Raw genomic sequence first — 16,485 nt, forward strand, 5'->3', positions numbered from 1 at the left:
GAACTTGAGCCAGAGCGCCGTCGCGACGATCCCACCGATCGTGACGAGGTAGCCGGCCGCGTCGATGATCCCGGGCTGTACGGTTTCTTGCAGCGGAACGAACATACGACTACGTCCATCGCCCTCCGGCTTCAAAGATTCGTTCCCGGGTGGCTTTTGCGAGTGGCGACCGAACGCGTGGTATGCGCCGAATCGGTGTCGTCGTCAACCCCATCGCCGGGATGGGTGGGCGGGTCGGACTCAAAGGGACGGACGGCAAAGTCGAAGCGGCTCGCGAGCGGGGGGCCGAGCCCCGCGCACCCGAGCGTGGGGCCACCGCGCTGGCCGCACTCCGGGAGTACGGCGACGAGATCGAGGTGCTCACCTGGGGCGAGCCGATGGGTGCCGTGGCGGCTCGGGACGCGGGATTCGACCCCGTCGTGCTCGGGGAGCCAGCGAGCGAGGTGACGACGAGCGAGGAGACGCGGGCCGCCGTGCGTGCCTTCCGCGAGCACGGTGTCGATCTCGTGCTCTTCGTGGGCGGTGACGGCACCGCCGTCGACGTGGCCGAGGAGCTCGGCGACGAGACGCCGATGCTCGGCGTGCCGGCCGGCGTCAAGGTGTATTCGTCGGTCTTCGGCGTCTCGCCGCGTGCGGCCGGCCGCATCGCCGCCCGCTTTACCGACACCGAACGGGCAGAGGTCAACGACATCGACGAGGACGAGTACCGTCGGGGCGAGGTCGTCACCGAACTCCGGGCCGTCGTCCGCGTCCCACAGGCAGACGAGCGCCAGTCCGCGAAGCAACTCGGCGGCGGCACCGTCGGGACGCTGGCCGAGGCCGTCGCCGAGGAGGCACGGCCGGGAGTCACCTACGTCCTCGGACCGGGCAGCACCGTCGGCGCGATCAAGTCGGCGCTGGGGTTCGACGGCACGACCCTGGGCGTCGACGTGTGGCGGGACGGGGAGGTTCTCGTCAGGGACGGCGGCGAGGCGGAGATCGTCGACGCGCTCGGCGAGGACAACGTCGTGATCGTCTCGCCCATCGGCGGACAGGGGTTCGTCTTCGGCCGAGGGAACCAGCAGCTGTCACCGGCCGTCATCGAACGCTGTGAGATCGAGGTCGTCGCCTCGCGGGCCAAGCTCGACGACATCGGCGTGTTGCGCGTCGACACCGGCGATCCAGCACTGGACGAGCAGTTGCGCGGCTGGCTCCGGGTGCGCGTCGGGGCCTTCGAACGCCGTCTCGTCGAGGTCGCCTGACGCCGCGACGACCGGTGGATGTTCGTCCACCGATTCCCGGCAAAGAGATTCAATATTATTATTCGCAGAATGTATTCGCCCGTATAGACAACATTAAGGTGAGCTGGGACAAGTAAAGGACATATGGAAACCCGAAAGGTACAGCGGTTGGGGCCTTCGACGCTCGCGATGACGTTGCCGGCGGAGTGGGCCAGCGCCCACGACGTGGAGAAAGGCGACGAAGTGTCGCTGCGAATCAGCGGTAACGGTGCTCTCACAGTGTTGCCCGAATCGGTGCAGGCAGAGGAGTCCGAGGCGATCATCTACGCCGCCGACCTCGACGCCGACGCCGTCGAGCGAGCGATCGTCGCCCAGTACGTGCTGGGCCGCCGGATCATCCACATCGACGCTGGCGAAGGCGAGACGCTCCCCTCGGAACACATCAACGCCGTCTACAACGCCGAGACCCAGCTGATGGGGCTGGGTGTCATCGAGGAACGACCGGAACGCATCGCCATCCGGTGCTCGGTCGACCCCGAAGACTTCACGCTGAACAACCTCCTCGAACGGCTCGAATCGACCGGCAGCACCATGCGAAACGAGGCCGTCAAGTCACTGGCCCACGGCAACCCCGACCTCGCACAGCGCGCACTCAACCGGGAACGCCAGGCCAACAAGATCTTCGTGCTGCTCCTTCGCCTCATCTTCACCTCCTACCAGAACCCCAATCTGGCGCGGGCGGTCGGGCTCGACGACGGCTTCCCGCTGATCGGCTACCGATCGATCGCGAAGAACCTGGAACTGACTGCCGACAACGCCGAGGACATCGCCGAGATCGCCCTGGAGTCCGACGATCACACCCTCACGGTCGAGTCGTCGACGATGCGTCGGATCCGCGATTTCACCGATCAGGTCAACGAGATCACGGAGAAGGCGGTGACCGCCACCGTCGAGCGCGACTACGACACCGCGATCGAGGTCCGCGAGACCTACGCCGAGATCGGCGACCGGGAGACCGAGATTCTGGACGATCTGCCGGAGATGGGCAACGAGTCTCTCCTGCAGGTGCGGGAAGTCCTCGTGAGTCTCCAGCAGACCGCCGAGTACGCCGTCCGAAACGCCGAGATCGCGACGAACCTCGCGCTCAACGAGGAGTCCGAACACACCGAGATCAAGTAACCGTCCGTCAGAGCACGCCGTCGTCGGTCTCAGAGCCACCATCGAGGATGCCGTCGTCGGTTTCGGTCGCCGTCTCGGTTGGCGTCGTCGTCTCCGAGGAGACGGGACCGTCCTCACCAGCTGTCGCCGTGGCACTGCCGTCGGATTCGGTCGCGGTATCGTCGGTCGGCGCTGGCGTCGCGGTCTGCTCCCCGCCCTGTGCGCTCTCGGAACTGTCGCCGAAGATGTCGGTCTCGATCCGCTGCTCGTAGTCGACGGCGTCGAGATCGATTCGGAACTGCTCCGTTCGGAACTCGACGATCAGGTAGAAGTCGATGCGTAAATCCGTGACCTGGTCGCGGTCGATGTGGCTGACCCACCACTCGTCGAGTCGGTCGTTGCGGATCGCCGCGTTCGCTCGGATCGTCTCTGTCGTTCGCGGTTCGAGGAGATACCCTCTGTCGGTCTCGCCCTCGCCCACGGGGACGCCGTTCATCGTGATGTCGTAGCCGACCTTCGAGACGGTGTAGGGCACTGACTTTGGGTTGTAGACGGTGAAATCGAGGTCCAGCGGCGTCTGCTGGCGTGTCACGTTCGGCCGGTCCCACGCCCCGCGCGTCCGGTTGATGTACAGGACGGGGTCGCGAACGAGCGGACGATTTGCCTCGACCGGTCGGGTCTCCGTCGAGTCGAACTGCCCGGCGATGTCGGTCTCGATCGCTCTCGATTGGCCCAGAGAGGCCTCGCCGAGCGGCGTCTCGACTCTCGCGTCGATGTCGACCGCCGTCGTCTCCCCGTTGTCGACGTGGGTGTACCACCAGACCGGAATCTGCTCGTTGTCGATCGCCGTCGTGAGGTTCAGCGTCGAGTTCCCGGTCGGCACTCGGACCCCGTCTCGCTGTCCGCTGGCGAGTGTCACGTCGTTCATGGCGACGCTGTAGTTGACGCGTACGTTCCCCAGTCTCACTCCGATCGGATTCGGGTTGTGCAGGTGTAGGTCCGTGTAGACGACCGTCGTCGTCTCGTTGACCGGCCCGAACTGGTTGTCGACGCCCGCGAGGCTGGGCGTACCGAGGACACCGAGGGCGACGCCGCCACCGAGGAGCAACGCGATCCCCAGGACGCCAGCGAGGGCGACTGTGAGCGATCGACGCATGTAGTAGCGACTCCACGCCAGACTGGATATATCTTCGGGCCCGCTATCGCTCTCGGGACGCTCGCTCCGCATGAATTAAGTGGCCACTCGGGATACCAACTCGTATGGCAACAACGTCGTCGAAGACGGACATGAGCGTCGGACTGGGGCTGCTCTTCTCGATCGTGGCGGTCGTCGCTTCGGTCGCGACAGGGGTCTTCGGCTACTCGTACGCGCTGGAACACGCCCGTGCAGTGCAGGTCAACGGCGGGATCGCCTTCGGCGTCGCGATGCTGGCGGCGGGCCTGGCGATCGTGGCGATCCACGCGTTCGACGACTGATCGACCGGCCGACGAGTCGTCGCTCGACCATCCTTTTGTTCCCACCTTCCGCCCGTCTACTCCGGTTCGATAGCTCGGAAAGGAACGGTTAAGACTTCGAAGGCCCTACTTCGAGGCATGGGAGAGATCAGCGAGGAAGACCGGCAGATCCTCGACTACCTGAGGGACAGCGTCTCCCGCGGGCAGAGCTACTTCCGCGCGAAGAACATCGCCGAGCAGCTCGGTCTCTCGTCGAAGCAGGTCGGTGCCCGGTTGCCGCGACTCGCCGAGGAGGCCGACGAGGTCGACATCGAGAAGTGGGGCCGATCCCGCTCGACGACGTGGCGCGTCACGCTGAGCTAGTCGTGGCGGTCTTCGCCGTCTTTTTGACCACGTACCCCTGACGACATCGTATGACTGTCCGGGTCGAGCGGACGATGACGGTACCGGCGTCGCCCGAGCGAGTCTGGGAGTTCATCGCGGACCCGGACCGACGCGCCGCGCCGATCAGCGTCATCGAGCGCTGGGAGACACACGACGACGGCTCGGCCACGTGGCACCTCGCGCTCCCGATCCCGCTGATCGACAGCACGGTCGCCGTCGAGACCAGCGACGACGAACGGCGCGCGCCCGACTACGTCAGCTTCACCGGCCGATCGAAGGTGATGTCGGTGCGAGGCGAGCACGAACTGGAAGCGATCGACCGGGACGACGGGAGCGTGGCGACGCGACTGACGAACCGGTTCGTCGTCGACGGTCGAATCCCGGGCGTCGAACGGTTCTTCAAGCGCAACTTCGACGCCGAGCTAGAGAACCTCGAACGCGCGCTGCTGGCAGACGTCGAGGACCGACCATGAAAATCGCGCTCGCACAGCACCGCGTCGAAGCAGGCACCGTCGAGGGGAACGTCGAGCGAGCGACGGCGATGATCGAACGAGCCGCCGACCGCGGTGCGGCGCTCGTCGCGTTGCCGGAGCTGTTCGCCACTGGTTACTTCGCCTTCGACGCCTACGCCCGAACGGCCGAGTCCCTGGCCGGGCCGACGCTCACGCGACTGCGGGAGACGGCGATCGACCACGACGTCGCACTCCTCGCGGGATCGATCGTCGAGGATCTGGCCGCCAGCCACGAGGCCGGCATCGAGACGCCGGCCACGGCGGGCTACGCCAACACGTCGGTGCTGTTCGACAGCGACGGACAGCGCCGCAGTGTGTACCGCAAACACCACCTGTTTGGCTACGGCTCGGCCGAACAGGACTTACTGGAGCCGGGCGAGCGTCTCCAGACCGCCGACGTCGGAGGCTTTACCGTCGGCGTCACGACCTGCTACGACCTCCGCTTTCCGGAGCTCTACCGGGAACTGGCCGACCGCGGGGTCACGCTCGTGCTCGTCCCGAGCGCGTGGCCCTACCCCCGCGTCGAGCACTGGTCGGTCCTGCCGAAGGCACGCGCCGTCGAGAACCTCACGTACGTCGCGGCGGTAAACGGCGTCGGCACGTTCGACGACGAGGCGCTGCTCGGTCGCTCGACGGTGTACGATCCGTGGGGGACGCCGATCGCGTCGACGGGCGACGAGCCGGCACTCGTCACCGCCGACCTCGATCCGGATCGGGTCGCCGCCGTCCGCGAGTCGTTCCCGGCGCTCGACGACCGTCGTCAACCCTGATCTTTATACGTGCTCGGTCGAGAGTACCACATGCCGGCACGGCGCTTTTCACGTCTTTGCCGGCGAACTAGCTCGGCTCGCTCGACTCGCTGCTCGGCCACGGTGGCGATCGCCCAAGGCTGTCCGGACAGCCTTCCTCGGCGTCCTTCCATCGTGTTGGGTCTCCAGCCCTTTTGACGCTCGCAACCGTCCTCTCTCGTCTTCGGAGCGTCGCTCACACCGGCGAGAGCCGCACGATCGGTGCCGCCTCGGCGTCGACCGCCACGTAGAGGTGCCCCTCGTCGACGCCCTGGGCCACGTCCCTGATTCGCCATCCCCGTCCCGACAGCAGCTGTTCGGCCTCGGTCACGTCGGTGCCGTCGACGGTGAAGCGAGCGAGAGACTGCGAGGCCAGCCCGCCGACGAACAGGTCGCCGTCCCAGTCCGGGAACGCCGCGCCGGTGTAGAACGTCATCCCGCTGGGTGGGAACCCACCGCTCCCGCAGGGCCAGGAGTAGACCGGCCCGACCACGTCGTCGCGGTCCGCGTGTGCGACGCCGATGGGATCGCCCGACCCGTACGTACAGCCTTCGTCGGCGACGGGCCACCCGTAGTTGCCCCCACGCCGGAGGACGTTGATCTCGTCGCCGTCCTGTTCGCCGAACTCGCTCTGCCAGATCGCGCCGGTGTCGGGATGGACGGCCATGCCCTGGGCGTTGCGGTGGCCGTAGCTGTAGATGGCGTCGGCGGCCGCCGGCTCGTCGACGAACGGATTGTCGTCCGGGATCGAGCCGTCGGGTTCGAGACGCAGCGTCACACCGAGTTCCGTCGTCAGGTCCTGGGCGACGTGGTCGGGGCCGAAGTCCTTGAACTGTCGATCGCCGACCGTCTGGTAGACCGTGCCGTCCCGGCCGAAAGCGACCCGAGAGCCGAAGTGACCGTTCGACTCGACGAACGGCTCGGCGACGTGGAGCCGCTCGAACGCTTCGAGCGAGCCACTGTCGACGTTCAGCCGCCCGCGACCCAGCGCCGTCGTCGACTCGCCGCCGCCGTTCGCGCTGGCGTAGGTCAGGTACACCCACGGCGTCTCCTCGAACTCGGGGTGGAGTTCGCTGTCGAGCAAGCCACCCTGCCCCCGAGCGTGGACCGACGGCACGCCGCTGACCGTCGTTTGCTCTCCCTCGGGCAACGACACCAGCGAGAGCCGACCGGGCCGTTCGGTCACGAGCAACTGTTCCCCGCCGGGCAGCGGTGTGACGCTCCACGGAGCCGTAAGCGAGTCGGCGACCCGTTCGACGGCGACCCCCGCGTCGTCGCCGGTCGTCGTCGCTCGATCGGCCGACCGGCCCGTACAGCCCGCGGCGAGGCCGGCTGCGATCGTGGCCAGCACCGAGCGACGCCGCGTGACCGCTGTCGTCTCGTCGGTCATACTGCCACTTCGTGCCCCACACTCACAAAGGCCCCGTCGACGCGCTCCCGCGGTCGAACTCTCTCGGAGCACACGCCGTCGCTACTCGCGGCCCACACCGCTCGCTGAGTGCATCACTCCTCCTCGCAGTGATTCACTACTCGCGGCACACACCGCTCGCTGGGTGCATCACTCCTCTGCTCGCAGTGAACCACTGGTCGGCGATCAAACGCCTCCCAGCGTCGTTCACTCCTCGGTCCGTATATCCGCCGACAACCCCTGTGCCATCTCGATCTCCTTCGAGTTGTTGAGCGTCCAGGCCGTCCGTTCGGTGACCGCCTCGATCACTTCGCGGGCGTGTGGCGAGCCGCTGCCGGACTTCTTGACGCCGCCGAAGGGGAGGTGGACCTCCGCGCCGATACACGGGAGGTTGCCGTAGGCCAGTCCGAGGTCGGCGTTGTCTCGGAAGTAGTTGATCTGGCGGTAGTCCTCGGCGATGATCGCACCGGCGAGGCCGTACGGCGTCGCGTTGACCATCTCGACCGCGCGTTCGACCCCGCCGGAGTACTCCAGCAGGGCGACGTGGGGGCCGAACACCTCCTCGGTGAGACAGCGCAGTTCCGGATCGTACTCCATCTCGTAGACGAAGGGTCCGACCCAGTTGCCCTCCTCGCGGCCGTCGGGAATCGCGTCGGAGGCCAGCTCTTCCCGGTCGACGAGTACCGTCGCGCCCTCCTGTCGGGCCAGTTCGTTGTACTCGGCGAACTTCTCGACTTGCTCTTGGTCGACGACCGGGCCCATGAACGTCGACTCGTCGAGGGGGTCCCCGACCGTCACGTCTTCAGCGAGGTCGACGAAGCGGCGCTTGAACTCCTCGTACACGTCCTCGTGGACGATCAGGCGCTCCGCGGAGACACAGCGCTGGCCGGTCGTCTTGAACGAGGACATCACCGCCGAGTGGACCGCAACATCCAGGTCTGCGGTGTCGGTGACGACGACCGCGTTCTTGCCGCCCATCTCGCAACACGCGCTCCGGCCCGGCTGGCCGCCGATCTTGCCGGCCACCTCGTGGCCGACCGCCGCGGAGCCGGTAAAGAGGACGGTGTCGACGCGGTCGTCCTCGACGATGGCGTTGCCGGCGTCGCCGTACCCCTGAACGAGGTTGAACACGCCGTCGGGGATCCCCGCGTCGTCGAACATCTCCGCGACGATCTGGGCACACCACGGGGTCTGTTCGGCGGGCTTCCAGACGACGGTGTTGCCCTCGACGAGCGCGACCGCCATGTGCCAGAACGGGATGGCGACGGGGAAGTTCCAGGGCGTGATACAGCCGACGACGCCGCGGGGCTTGCGCCGCATGTAGGCGTCCTTGCTCGCGACCTCGCTCGGAACGACGTCGCCGTGGGGGTGGCGGGCGTTGCCCGCGGCCCACTCGACCATGTGGTAAGCTTCGACCACGTCGGCTCGGCCCTCGGAGAGTTCCTTCCCGCACTCTCTGCTGACGACGGTCCCGAGTTCGTCGGTGCGATCTCGGAGCTCGTGGAAGATCTCCCAGAGGTGTTCTGCGCGATCGATGTAAGAGAGGGCTTGCCACTCGTCGGCGGCGGCCTCGGCGGCGGCGACGGCGCTGGATACGTCGTCGCTCGTTCCGCGCTGGAACTCGGCCAGCACCTCGCCGGTCGCGGGCTCGCGGCTCTCGAATGTCGTCGTACTGTCGCCGTCTGTCCACTCACCGTCGATGTAGTGGCTGCCGGGGACCTCACTGTCTCGAGTCATGTGAGCGTGTGAACTTGACCCCCGGTAGACAAAAATCTATGTCACGAATCTGCACCGACACCGTCCCCTCTCACACCCGGACTGGGTTCCTGTGGACGGTTTCGCCACCTGGTTCGCGACTATCGGAGCCCGGTTTCGATCACTCTGTCGACGAGTGATCGTCCGTATTAGTTCACGCGTCTCCGCGGCGCTCGTACAGTCGATTCGTCGCCGTCAGACCGATTCGAGCGCGGCCTCGAAGTCGGCCGTCTCGACGACGACCGATTCGGCGCTGGCTGCGACGTCGTCGGGATCGATGTCGTCGGCGACGGTCCGGATCGCCCGCATCGAGGCTTCCCGGACGAGTGCCTCGATCTGGGCTCCCGAGTACCCCTCCGTCTGGGCCGCCAGCCCGTCGAGATCGACGCCGTCGCCGAGGGGCTTGTCGGCGGTGTGGACCGCCAGGATCTCGCGACGCGCGTCGCGGTCCGGGTTCGGCACTTCGATGTGTTGCTCGAACCGACCCGGCCGCAAGAGCGCATCGTCCAGCGTCTCGCGGCGGTTCGTCGCCGCCAGGACGACGAGGTTGGGGTTCTCCGTGATCCCGTCGAGTTCGGTCAGCAACTGGGAGACGACGCGCTCGGAGACTTCGTTGCTCTCCCCGCGCTGGCCCGCGATGGCGTCGATCTCGTCGAGGAAGACGATGCTCGGGGCGGTCTGACGAGCCCGCTCGAACACCTCTCTGACCGACTCCTCGGACTCGCCGACGTAGCGATCCAGCAGTTCGGGGCCGTTGACGTGGATGAAGTTGACGCCGCTCTCGCCGGCGATCGCGCGGGCCAGCAGTGTCTTGCCGGTCCCCGGCGGCCCGTAGAGGAGCACGCCGCTGGGCGGATCCGTGTCGGTCGCCGAGAAGAGCGGCCCGTACGCGAGTGGCCACTCGACGGCCTCCGTGAGCCGCTCTTTCACCTCGTCGAGCCCGCCGACGTCGTCGAACGAGACCGACGGCGACTCGGCGACGTACTCTCGCATCGCCGAGGGTTCGACGGCCGCCATCGCCGTCTCGAAGTCGGCCCGGTTCACGTCGGGGTCTTCGCTCTCTCGTCGCAGCGCCGTCATCGCGGCTTCCGTGGTCAGCGTCGCCAAGTCCGCGCCGACGAAACCGTGGGTCTGGCTCGCCACGTCGTCGAGTTCGACGTCGTCGTCGATCGGCATCTCGCGGGTGTGGACGTCGAGGATCTCTCGACGACCGGGCTCGTCCGGTACGCCGACCTCGATCTCGCGGTCGAAGCGCCCGCCCCGCCGGAGAGCGTCGTCGATCGTGTCGACGCGGTTGGTCGCGCCGATGACGACGACTCGGCCGCGGTCTTCCAGCCCGTCCATCAGCGTGAGCAGCTGGGCAACGACGCGGTTCTCCATGTCGGCGTCCTCGTCGCGAGAGCCCGCAATCGAGTCGATCTCGTCGATAAAGAGGATCGACGGTGCGTTGTCCTCGGCGCGCTCGAAGGCCTCTCGCAGCCGCTCCTCGGATTCGCCCTTGTACTTGGAGACGATCTCGGGGCCGGAGATGGTGTCGAAGTACGCGTCGACCTCGTTGGCGACGGCCCGAGCGATCAGGGTCTTCCCGGTGCCGGGCGGCCCGTGGAGCAAGACGCCACTGGGCGGGTCGATTCCGAGCCGGTGGAACCGCTCGGGCTCGGAGAGTGGCATCTCGATCATCTCGCGGATCTGGTCGAGCTCTTCGTCGAGACCGCCGATGTCCTCGTAGTTCACGTCGATGTCGGCCGTCTCGGTCGTCTCGTCCTCGGACGGTGGATTCACCGACGACGCGGTCGCCGACTCCTCGCGGTCGCCACTGTGGGGCAACACTGTGACGCGCGTGTCGTCGGCGACGCGCACGGAGCCCTCCGGCGAGGTCGAGCGCACGAGGAACGTCCCCAGCCCCTCGACGTGGACCTGCTCGTCTCGCTGGACGAGCCGGTCGACGAGCCGGTCACGGACGGCGTGTTCGTAGGACTCGCTGCCGGGGAGGGGCTTTGCCGGCTGGACGGTGATCGTCGTCGCGTCGTCGACGCTCGCGTTCGAGATCGTCACGGTGTCGCCGATGTTGACACCGGCGTTGGCCCGCGTGTCAGCGTCGATTCTGACGAACTGGCCGCCGTCGTCGCTGGCCGGCCAGACCTTGACGACGGTCTTCCTGTCGCCGCCGACGATGATCGGGTCGCCACTGAGAACGTTCAGTTCGTCCCGGACCGAGTCCGGCAGCCGAGCGATGCCACGCCCCGCGTCGCGCTTGTTGGCCCCTTCGACTTCGAGTTCGATCCCGCCAGACGGGTGACCATTCATGCGCTCAGGTAGAGGACCGACGGTCTTGATACCGTCGCCTGGTGGCTGGGCGGTCACGGTGTCCACCGACGGCGACCCAGCGGTGGACTGTCGAACGTGGCCCGGAGAAACGCCTATATCCGAGGCGTGTGGAACATGTGACATGGTCTCTCAAACCGAGCGTGACGAGATGACCTGGTACGAGTGCGAGCACTGCGGGCTCATGTTCGACGACGAGAGCGACGCCGACCAGCACGAACGCAACTGCGACTCGGAAGAACCGTCCTACATCCAGTAGACGACCCGCCGACTGCCTCGACGGTCGGAGCGGCGCGTTTGTGCGGCTACACTCCGTTTCGCGACCCAGCGGCCGCGAATAGCTCGAAACGGGACGCCGGGGATCACTCGCTGGCGACGATCTCGTAGCTCCGTTCGCCCATCTCGTCTTCGACGAACACGAAGACGCGTCCGCGGGCCGTTTCGGGGTCGGCCTCGACTTCGACGCGCATCGACGTGTCCCTGATCGTCACGCCGGGGAACACCTCTTCTTGCTCGCCCGTGTCGAGCATGATCCGACCCACGCCGGTCTCTTCGAGGATGTCGTCGTGGGTGTTGAGATCGTTGACGTACAGCAACACGCCCTCGGTCTCGTTGGGGTCGGTCACGAGGACGTGGACCTCTTTCGCCGGTGCTGCCACGACGCTGTCTTCGACTCGCTCGGGGACGCCGTGGTAGAACACCTCTCGGCCGTCGGTGTACTCGACCACGACGCCGTCTTCCGTGAGTTCGACCGACAGCGTCTCCGGGGCTACGTCGTTGCGGGCACTCATTGACGACGGTTCGCCTCGGATCGGCAAAAGCGCCGCGTTCCACCGGCGGCTACCAGACCGCCACAGGTAAATACGGTCGTGTGGGACAGTGAGACGATGCAGGGGAAGGCTGCGGCCCCAGCCGCCGGGACAGTGCTGAACGCGCTCGCCACCCACCGCGGGTCGGCGTTCGCCATCGACGAGTACACCCACGCGACCGTCGATCTGTTCACCGAGGCAGAGATCGACGACGACGAGGAGGCGATCGTCGGGGAGATCGCTGGCGCACCGGAGGCCGACACTCGCCTGATCGAGACCTGCGTCGAGTACGTCCTCGACGCTCACGGCGAACCCGAGGTGGCCGGTGCCGTCGTCCGAACCGAGAGCGACGTGCCGATGGCGTCCGGTCTCAAGAGCAGCTCGGCGGCCGCCAACGCGACCGTCATGGCGACGCTGGACGCGCTCGACCGGACCGATCGGATGACGCGAGAGGACATGGCCCGCCTCGGCGTGATGGCGGCACGGGACGTAGGCGTCACGGCCACCGGCGCGTTCGACGACGCCTCCGCCTCGATGCTGGGGGGCGTCACCGTCACGGACAACGACGCCGACGAGCTACTGGCACGCGACGAGATCGACTGGGACGTGCTCGTCTACACGCCCCCAGAGCAGGCGTTCAGCGCCGACGCGGACGTACGCCGCTGCGAGCACGTCGCGCCGATGGCCCGGCTGGTCGAGGAGCTCGCGCTCGACGGCGACTACGAACGAGCGATGACGGTCAACGGACTGGCCTTCTGTGCGGCTCTCGACTTCGACTCGGAGCCCCTCATCGAGGCGATGCGACAGGTCGAGGGCGTCTCGCTCTCTGGCACCGGCCCGTCCTACGTCGCCGTCGGTCCACGACCCGCACTCGAACAGGTCCAGGTCTACTGGGACCGACGCGACGGCAACACCTGGCTGACGACGACCCAAACGGAGGGAACCCACACACTATGAGCACGAATCCAGAGGACATGAGTCTCGACGAACTGCGCACAGAGATCCAGACGATCGACCGCGAGATCGTCGAGAAGATCGCACAGCGGACCTACGTCGCCGACACGATCGCCGAGGTCAAAGACGAGAAGGGCCTGCCCACGACGGACGAAGACCAGGAACAGTCCGTGATGGACCGAGCCGGCGAGAACGCCGAACGGTTCGACGTGGACGCCAACCTCGTGAAAGCGATCTTCCGACTGCTGATCGAACTGAACAAGGTCGAGCAGCGGGAGAGTCGGTGAGGGTCAAAACACGCACCTTAGGCGTTCTATCTCCTGGGTAGGGTTTTATGTTCGGTTCTGAGGGATTCTCTTCTTTCGGCCGGAGTCGGTGAGCAGCCGGAAGACCGGATTTTCGTCCGCATTGAATACGTTCCAACAACTCCGTTCAACTGCCCCGCCAAGTCTTGATGAGAGAAACACCGCGAAGCTACCGGTCAGTTCTTATAATTGTGTGCCAACCAAAGATACAATATTCTGTGTGTACATAGTTTCCTGTATGCCCAGTATCACCGTCAATGTCGACGACGACCTCAAAGACCGGATGGAGAGACACCCGGAAATCAACTGGAGTGAGGTTACCCGACAGGCCATCCAGGAAAAAATCGAGACACTCGAAGTGATGGACGAACTCACGTCCGGGAGCGAACTCACTGGGAGTGATGTCGCCGATATCGCCGACAAAATCAACAAGAGCGTACGCGAGCGCGTCGAAGAGGAATCGGAGTAGTCTCGACGAATGAAGCTGGTCGTCGATGCCAACGTCGTCATCTCTGCGCTCATCGCTGGCTCAAAAACCCGTGAACTCATCGTCACGCTCGAACCCGACCTCGTGACACCAGAGTTCGTCCACGAGGAGATCGAGAACTACACTGAGTTGATCGTCGATAAATCCGGCATGACTCCAGAACGAGTCACCCAGTTCGTCGATCTCCTGTTTCAGTACATCGACGTCGTCCCCGCCGACGAGTTCTATCCGCACATCGAAGAGGCCGAAGCAGCGATCGGTGAGACTGATCCCGACGACGTGCTGTACGTCGCCTGCGCCCTCGCCTGTGAGGCTGCCATCTGGAGCGACGACACTGACTTCGACGAGCAGGATGTCGTCGAAGTATATTCGACGACTGATGTGATCGGCTCATTCGACACGCTCTAGCCGATCAGAACGACCGCCCGTAAAGTGAGGAATTCTATTTATATACGCCACCTCTACACGGCCTCTATATCCCGAATCATGTGGTATTGGAGGGGGTGAGAGGACATATTTTCAAGAGAATCCATTATGGATTTCAGCGACCTGAACAAGGTCGAGCAGCGAGAGAATCGGTGAGCGAGGGAACGGGGTTAGACGGGCTCTAACCACATATTTCACAGCTTCGAATGGGCAGACGATTCGATCAATTTTGTCGCAGAATCAAACACTGCTACGAGTTTCCCGCTTCCTCGTACTGCCGGCTGTCACTTCGTGAAGATCTTCACCACCCCGGGGTGGCGAAATCGGTCACAGATTTACAACCGGTAGTATCAGCAGACACTCTGTCCCTTCGTCAGTTGGCTCCAGTGGGACTCGTTCGACCTCGATCTCCTCGTAGTCTTTCTCAGACGAGAGTACGTCCGTCCCCCCGCGTCTCCGCAGTCGCCGCGTGGAACGCGTCGAGCGGCGTCATGCCCTCGTCGTAGTAGTTGACCGCTTTCAGCACGACCTGTTTCTCTTCTTCGTTTCGCACGGGGACGAGTTCGAGCAGGTTCGCTACCAGTGGGACGTAGTCGAACTCGTAGCGTTCCCGGGCGAGGAGGAGTTCCAGATACGAGAACGCCGACGTTTCGACATCGTTCTCGACGAGGGCGTCCTCTGCGGAGTTCTGTAACCAATCGGAATCTTTGGCGAGTGCGAGCAGGAAATCCATCTCGACGTACACCGTCATCTGTCGCCGCTGACTCCCTCAGCTTTGTCTCTCGCCGCTTCCTCGATGTCCTCCTGGATCGCCTCGGCGGATGCATCGCGCAGTTCGCCTGCCGCTTCGCGGACTGCAGCGAGTGGGTCGTCCGCGACCGGGATCAATTCGATTCTGTCCTCGTACATGACGATGTGATACTTCTGGCCGTACTTCTCGCGCACCTCCTTCGGGATGTACAGCCGCCCCTGTGCGTCCGTCTCTGCTGACATGACTGGTAGTACGATACCATCAGCAAAGAATCTTACCACCAGAAGGGTGTTGGTGGATTCTTGGGCAATTTCAACAGCTACACACTGTCCCCAAATCGTTGAACGAGGTCGAACAGGGAGAGTCGATACCACCGGACTACTTTACTCTCCTGTCCGTTCGTCGGCAGACTCGACGTCGACGTCGAGACCGTCGTCCTCGACCGCAAGTGTGACGCGCGTGACGGCCAGCGCGAACTGCGTGGGATGGTTGCTCGACCCGTCGACGCTCACTTCCGTATCGACGATGCCCGCCCGGTAGAGTCGTCGCAGTCGACGATACACCGTCGGCTGTGACACGTCGGTGGTCTCGGCGATCTCCTGGGCCTCCATCGGCTCGTCGGCGATCGCGTCCAGTACGTCGAACGTGTAGGGATCGCCGACCAGTTCGAGCAGGTCCTGTCCGTCGGGGACCGTCGGGCGAGTTCCATCGTCCGTCTCCTCGGCGTGTCGGCCAGACAGCGGGCAATCGGTAGCGGGGAAATTACTCATCGATGTATCCGGGCGCGCGTGCGCCCCGATTCGGTGTTGCTCCGAACGCGTATTCATGTCTATCACGATACTATTTGAACTATCGATACTATCGTAACTATTTGTACGACGCGAGCGAAGGCACACGTACCAGAGATGCAAGGCTCGGATTCGCTCCGTTCTGTCGAGGAGGTACACATCGCACCGCTGGGCTACGAGTACGACCGCATCGGCGATCCGGTCGTCGAGTACGGGGTCGACACGCTCCACCTGTTGACCGACAGCGAGCTGGAGACGACTGCGTACCACGAACGCCTGGAGCAGGAACTCACCGATCACGGCGTTGTCCTGGAGTACCACGAGACCGACCTCGACGACGTGTACGACGTACTGGGGCGGATCACGACGCTCATCGACGGCCACCAGGGAGACATCGTCCGGGTGAACGTCTCCAGCGGTCCGAAGCTCGCGACCGTCGGCGCTGCACTGGCGTGCATGGCGACCGACGCGAGTGGCTACCACGTTCGGACGGCAGAACACCTCCACCCGGTGGCCGAGACGCCACAGACCGGCGAGACGATCATGGCCGAGCAGCTCCCGTCGTATCCCCTGGAGACGCCGACGACGGACCAGGTTCGAATACTGAACTACGTCGACGAGCACGATACCGCTGCCCACACGCCGAACAAGAGCGAGCTCATCGACTTCGCCGAGCGGGAGGGACTGGCGTTCATCAGCGAGTCGGACCCGGCCAACGACAAAGCGAAGTTCGCACTGCTGAACAACCGCATCGTCGAGCCACTCCTCGAAGACGGCTACGTCTCCGTCGAGTCGGTCGGACGGACCAAACGGATCTCGCTGACGGAGACGGGAGGGAACGCGTTACGGGCGTTCCGGCACAAGCTGCCCGCCGAGTCGAACGGCGAGTGAGCGCGGGCCGATCTCGTCGCTGGAATGCCCCGTGAGAGCGAACGGTCAGATCCGTCGCCGAAATCGGGA

Annotated in this window: 19 protein-coding genes and 1 pseudogene; 12 read left to right on the plus strand and 8 right to left on the minus strand. The window is 65.0% G+C overall.

What is annotated here, in order from left to right; genetic code table 11:
• Nucleotides 1-182 precede the first annotated feature (182 nt).
• Entirely contained in the window at nucleotides 183-1,241 is a 1,059-nt protein-coding gene (locus AC5FRZ_RS08785; RefSeq protein WP_493564400.1) for an ATP-NAD kinase family protein, read from the plus strand.
• A gap of 123 nt (nucleotides 1,242-1,364) precedes the next feature.
• Complete coding sequence (locus AC5FRZ_RS08790) at nucleotides 1,365-2,399, plus strand: phosphate signaling complex PhoU family protein (protein ID WP_170094310.1); 1,035 nt, start codon at nucleotides 1,365-1,367, stop codon at nucleotides 2,397-2,399.
• Nucleotides 2,400-2,406: 7 nt separating this feature from the next.
• On the opposite strand, the gene AC5FRZ_RS08795 is transcribed toward AC5FRZ_RS08790, so the two are convergent.
• Nucleotides 2,407-3,534: an LEA/WHy family protein gene (locus AC5FRZ_RS08795; RefSeq protein WP_493564401.1), complete on the minus strand. Its 1,128-nt coding sequence runs from the start codon at nucleotides 3,532-3,534 to the stop codon at nucleotides 2,407-2,409.
• Nucleotides 3,535-3,638: 104 nt separating this feature from the next.
• Here AC5FRZ_RS08795 and AC5FRZ_RS08800 point away from each other — a divergent pair, with 104 nt between their 5' ends.
• The 4 genes from AC5FRZ_RS08800 to AC5FRZ_RS08815 all read left to right on the plus strand — a co-directional run bounded on the left by AC5FRZ_RS08800 (nucleotide 3,639) and on the right by AC5FRZ_RS08815 (nucleotide 5,499).
• On the plus strand, nucleotides 3,639-3,854 hold the full coding sequence (locus tag AC5FRZ_RS08800; RefSeq protein WP_223270951.1) for a DUF7525 family protein: 216 nt from the start codon (nucleotides 3,639-3,641) through the stop codon (nucleotides 3,852-3,854).
• A gap of 117 nt (nucleotides 3,855-3,971) precedes the next feature.
• Nucleotides 3,972-4,196 (plus strand): DUF7123 family protein, encoded by a 225-nt coding sequence (locus AC5FRZ_RS08805; RefSeq protein WP_018258663.1) that lies wholly within the window; start codon nucleotides 3,972-3,974, stop codon nucleotides 4,194-4,196.
• Between the two features lie 50 nt (nucleotides 4,197-4,246).
• Nucleotides 4,247-4,690 carry an SRPBCC family protein gene (locus AC5FRZ_RS08810; RefSeq protein ID WP_208628036.1) on the plus strand — a complete coding sequence of 148 codons (444 nt, stop codon included), beginning with the start codon at nucleotides 4,247-4,249 and terminating at the stop codon, nucleotides 4,688-4,690.
• Nucleotides 4,687-5,499: a carbon-nitrogen family hydrolase gene (locus AC5FRZ_RS08815; protein ID WP_493564402.1), complete on the plus strand. Its 813-nt coding sequence runs from the start codon at nucleotides 4,687-4,689 to the stop codon at nucleotides 5,497-5,499. The genes AC5FRZ_RS08810 and AC5FRZ_RS08815 overlap by 4 nt, the downstream gene beginning before the upstream one ends.
• A 214-nt stretch (nucleotides 5,500-5,713) precedes the next feature.
• On the opposite strand, the gene AC5FRZ_RS08820 is transcribed toward AC5FRZ_RS08815, so the two are convergent.
• The 3 genes from AC5FRZ_RS08820 to AC5FRZ_RS08830 form a co-directional block, all read right to left on the minus strand.
• Nucleotides 5,714-6,907: a PQQ-dependent sugar dehydrogenase gene (locus AC5FRZ_RS08820; RefSeq protein ID WP_493564403.1), complete on the minus strand. Its 1,194-nt coding sequence runs from the start codon at nucleotides 6,905-6,907 to the stop codon at nucleotides 5,714-5,716.
• A gap of 225 nt (nucleotides 6,908-7,132) precedes the next feature.
• Nucleotides 7,133-8,662, minus strand: a complete 1,530-nt coding sequence (locus AC5FRZ_RS08825; protein WP_493564404.1) for an aldehyde dehydrogenase family protein — start codon at nucleotides 8,660-8,662, stop codon at nucleotides 7,133-7,135.
• 213 nt (nucleotides 8,663-8,875) lie between these two features.
• Nucleotides 8,876-10,987: a CDC48 family AAA ATPase gene (locus AC5FRZ_RS08830; protein ID WP_493564405.1), complete on the minus strand. Its 2,112-nt coding sequence runs from the start codon at nucleotides 10,985-10,987 to the stop codon at nucleotides 8,876-8,878.
• A 142-nt stretch (nucleotides 10,988-11,129) separates the two neighbouring features.
• Between AC5FRZ_RS08830 and AC5FRZ_RS08835 the strand changes: the two genes are divergently transcribed.
• Nucleotides 11,130-11,264, plus strand: coding sequence for a DUF7128 family protein (locus AC5FRZ_RS08835; RefSeq protein ID WP_015763299.1), 135 nt, complete (start codon nucleotides 11,130-11,132; stop codon nucleotides 11,262-11,264).
• Between the two features lie 103 nt (nucleotides 11,265-11,367).
• On the opposite strand, the gene AC5FRZ_RS08840 is transcribed toward AC5FRZ_RS08835, so the two are convergent.
• Nucleotides 11,368-11,796, minus strand: coding sequence for a DUF5796 family protein (locus AC5FRZ_RS08840; RefSeq protein ID WP_493564406.1), 429 nt, complete (start codon nucleotides 11,794-11,796; stop codon nucleotides 11,368-11,370).
• A 96-nt stretch (nucleotides 11,797-11,892) separates the two neighbouring features.
• On the opposite strand from AC5FRZ_RS08840, the gene AC5FRZ_RS08845 reads away from it, so the two are divergent.
• The 4 genes from AC5FRZ_RS08845 to AC5FRZ_RS08860 all read left to right on the plus strand — a co-directional run bounded on the left by AC5FRZ_RS08845 (nucleotide 11,893) and on the right by AC5FRZ_RS08860 (nucleotide 13,968).
• Complete coding sequence (locus tag AC5FRZ_RS08845) at nucleotides 11,893-12,771, plus strand: shikimate kinase (protein WP_170094318.1); 879 nt, start codon at nucleotides 11,893-11,895, stop codon at nucleotides 12,769-12,771.
• The gene (locus AC5FRZ_RS08850; protein WP_015763303.1) at nucleotides 12,768-13,055 is read left to right on the plus strand and encodes a chorismate mutase; all 288 of its coding nucleotides are present in this window, start codon (nucleotides 12,768-12,770) and stop codon (nucleotides 13,053-13,055) included. The genes AC5FRZ_RS08845 and AC5FRZ_RS08850 overlap by 4 nt, the downstream gene beginning before the upstream one ends.
• Nucleotides 13,056-13,311: 256 nt before the next feature.
• Nucleotides 13,312-13,542, plus strand: coding sequence for an AF_0619 family ribbon-helix-helix protein (locus tag AC5FRZ_RS08855; RefSeq protein WP_153553261.1), 231 nt, complete (start codon nucleotides 13,312-13,314; stop codon nucleotides 13,540-13,542).
• A gap of 9 nt (nucleotides 13,543-13,551) precedes the next feature.
• Complete coding sequence (locus AC5FRZ_RS08860; RefSeq protein ID WP_170094319.1) at nucleotides 13,552-13,968, plus strand: PIN domain-containing protein; 417 nt, start codon at nucleotides 13,552-13,554, stop codon at nucleotides 13,966-13,968.
• Nucleotides 13,969-14,313: 345 nt separating this feature from the next.
• Here AC5FRZ_RS08860 and AC5FRZ_RS08865 read toward each other — a convergent pair.
• From AC5FRZ_RS08865 to AC5FRZ_RS08875, 3 genes and pseudogenes are all read right to left on the minus strand, one after another.
• Nucleotides 14,314-14,737 (minus strand): annotated as a pseudogene (locus AC5FRZ_RS08865) (PIN domain-containing protein).
• Nucleotides 14,734-14,979, minus strand: coding sequence for an AbrB/MazE/SpoVT family DNA-binding domain-containing protein (locus AC5FRZ_RS08870; RefSeq protein WP_493564407.1), 246 nt, complete (start codon nucleotides 14,977-14,979; stop codon nucleotides 14,734-14,736). The pseudogene AC5FRZ_RS08865 and the gene AC5FRZ_RS08870 overlap by 4 nt, the downstream one beginning before the upstream one ends.
• 141 nt (nucleotides 14,980-15,120) lie before the next feature.
• Nucleotides 15,121-15,507: a helix-turn-helix domain-containing protein gene (locus AC5FRZ_RS08875; RefSeq protein WP_372478955.1), complete on the minus strand. Its 387-nt coding sequence runs from the start codon at nucleotides 15,505-15,507 to the stop codon at nucleotides 15,121-15,123.
• A 135-nt stretch (nucleotides 15,508-15,642) separates the two neighbouring features.
• Here AC5FRZ_RS08875 and AC5FRZ_RS08880 point away from each other — a divergent pair, with 135 nt between their 5' ends.
• Nucleotides 15,643-16,416 carry an HFX_2341 family transcriptional regulator domain-containing protein gene (locus AC5FRZ_RS08880; RefSeq protein WP_493564408.1) on the plus strand — a complete coding sequence of 258 codons (774 nt, stop codon included), beginning with the start codon at nucleotides 15,643-15,645 and terminating at the stop codon, nucleotides 16,414-16,416.
• The last annotated feature ends 69 nt before the right edge of the window (nucleotides 16,417-16,485 follow it).

The sequence above is a fragment of the Halomicrobium sp. HArcht1-1 genome (genome assembly GCF_058933285.1).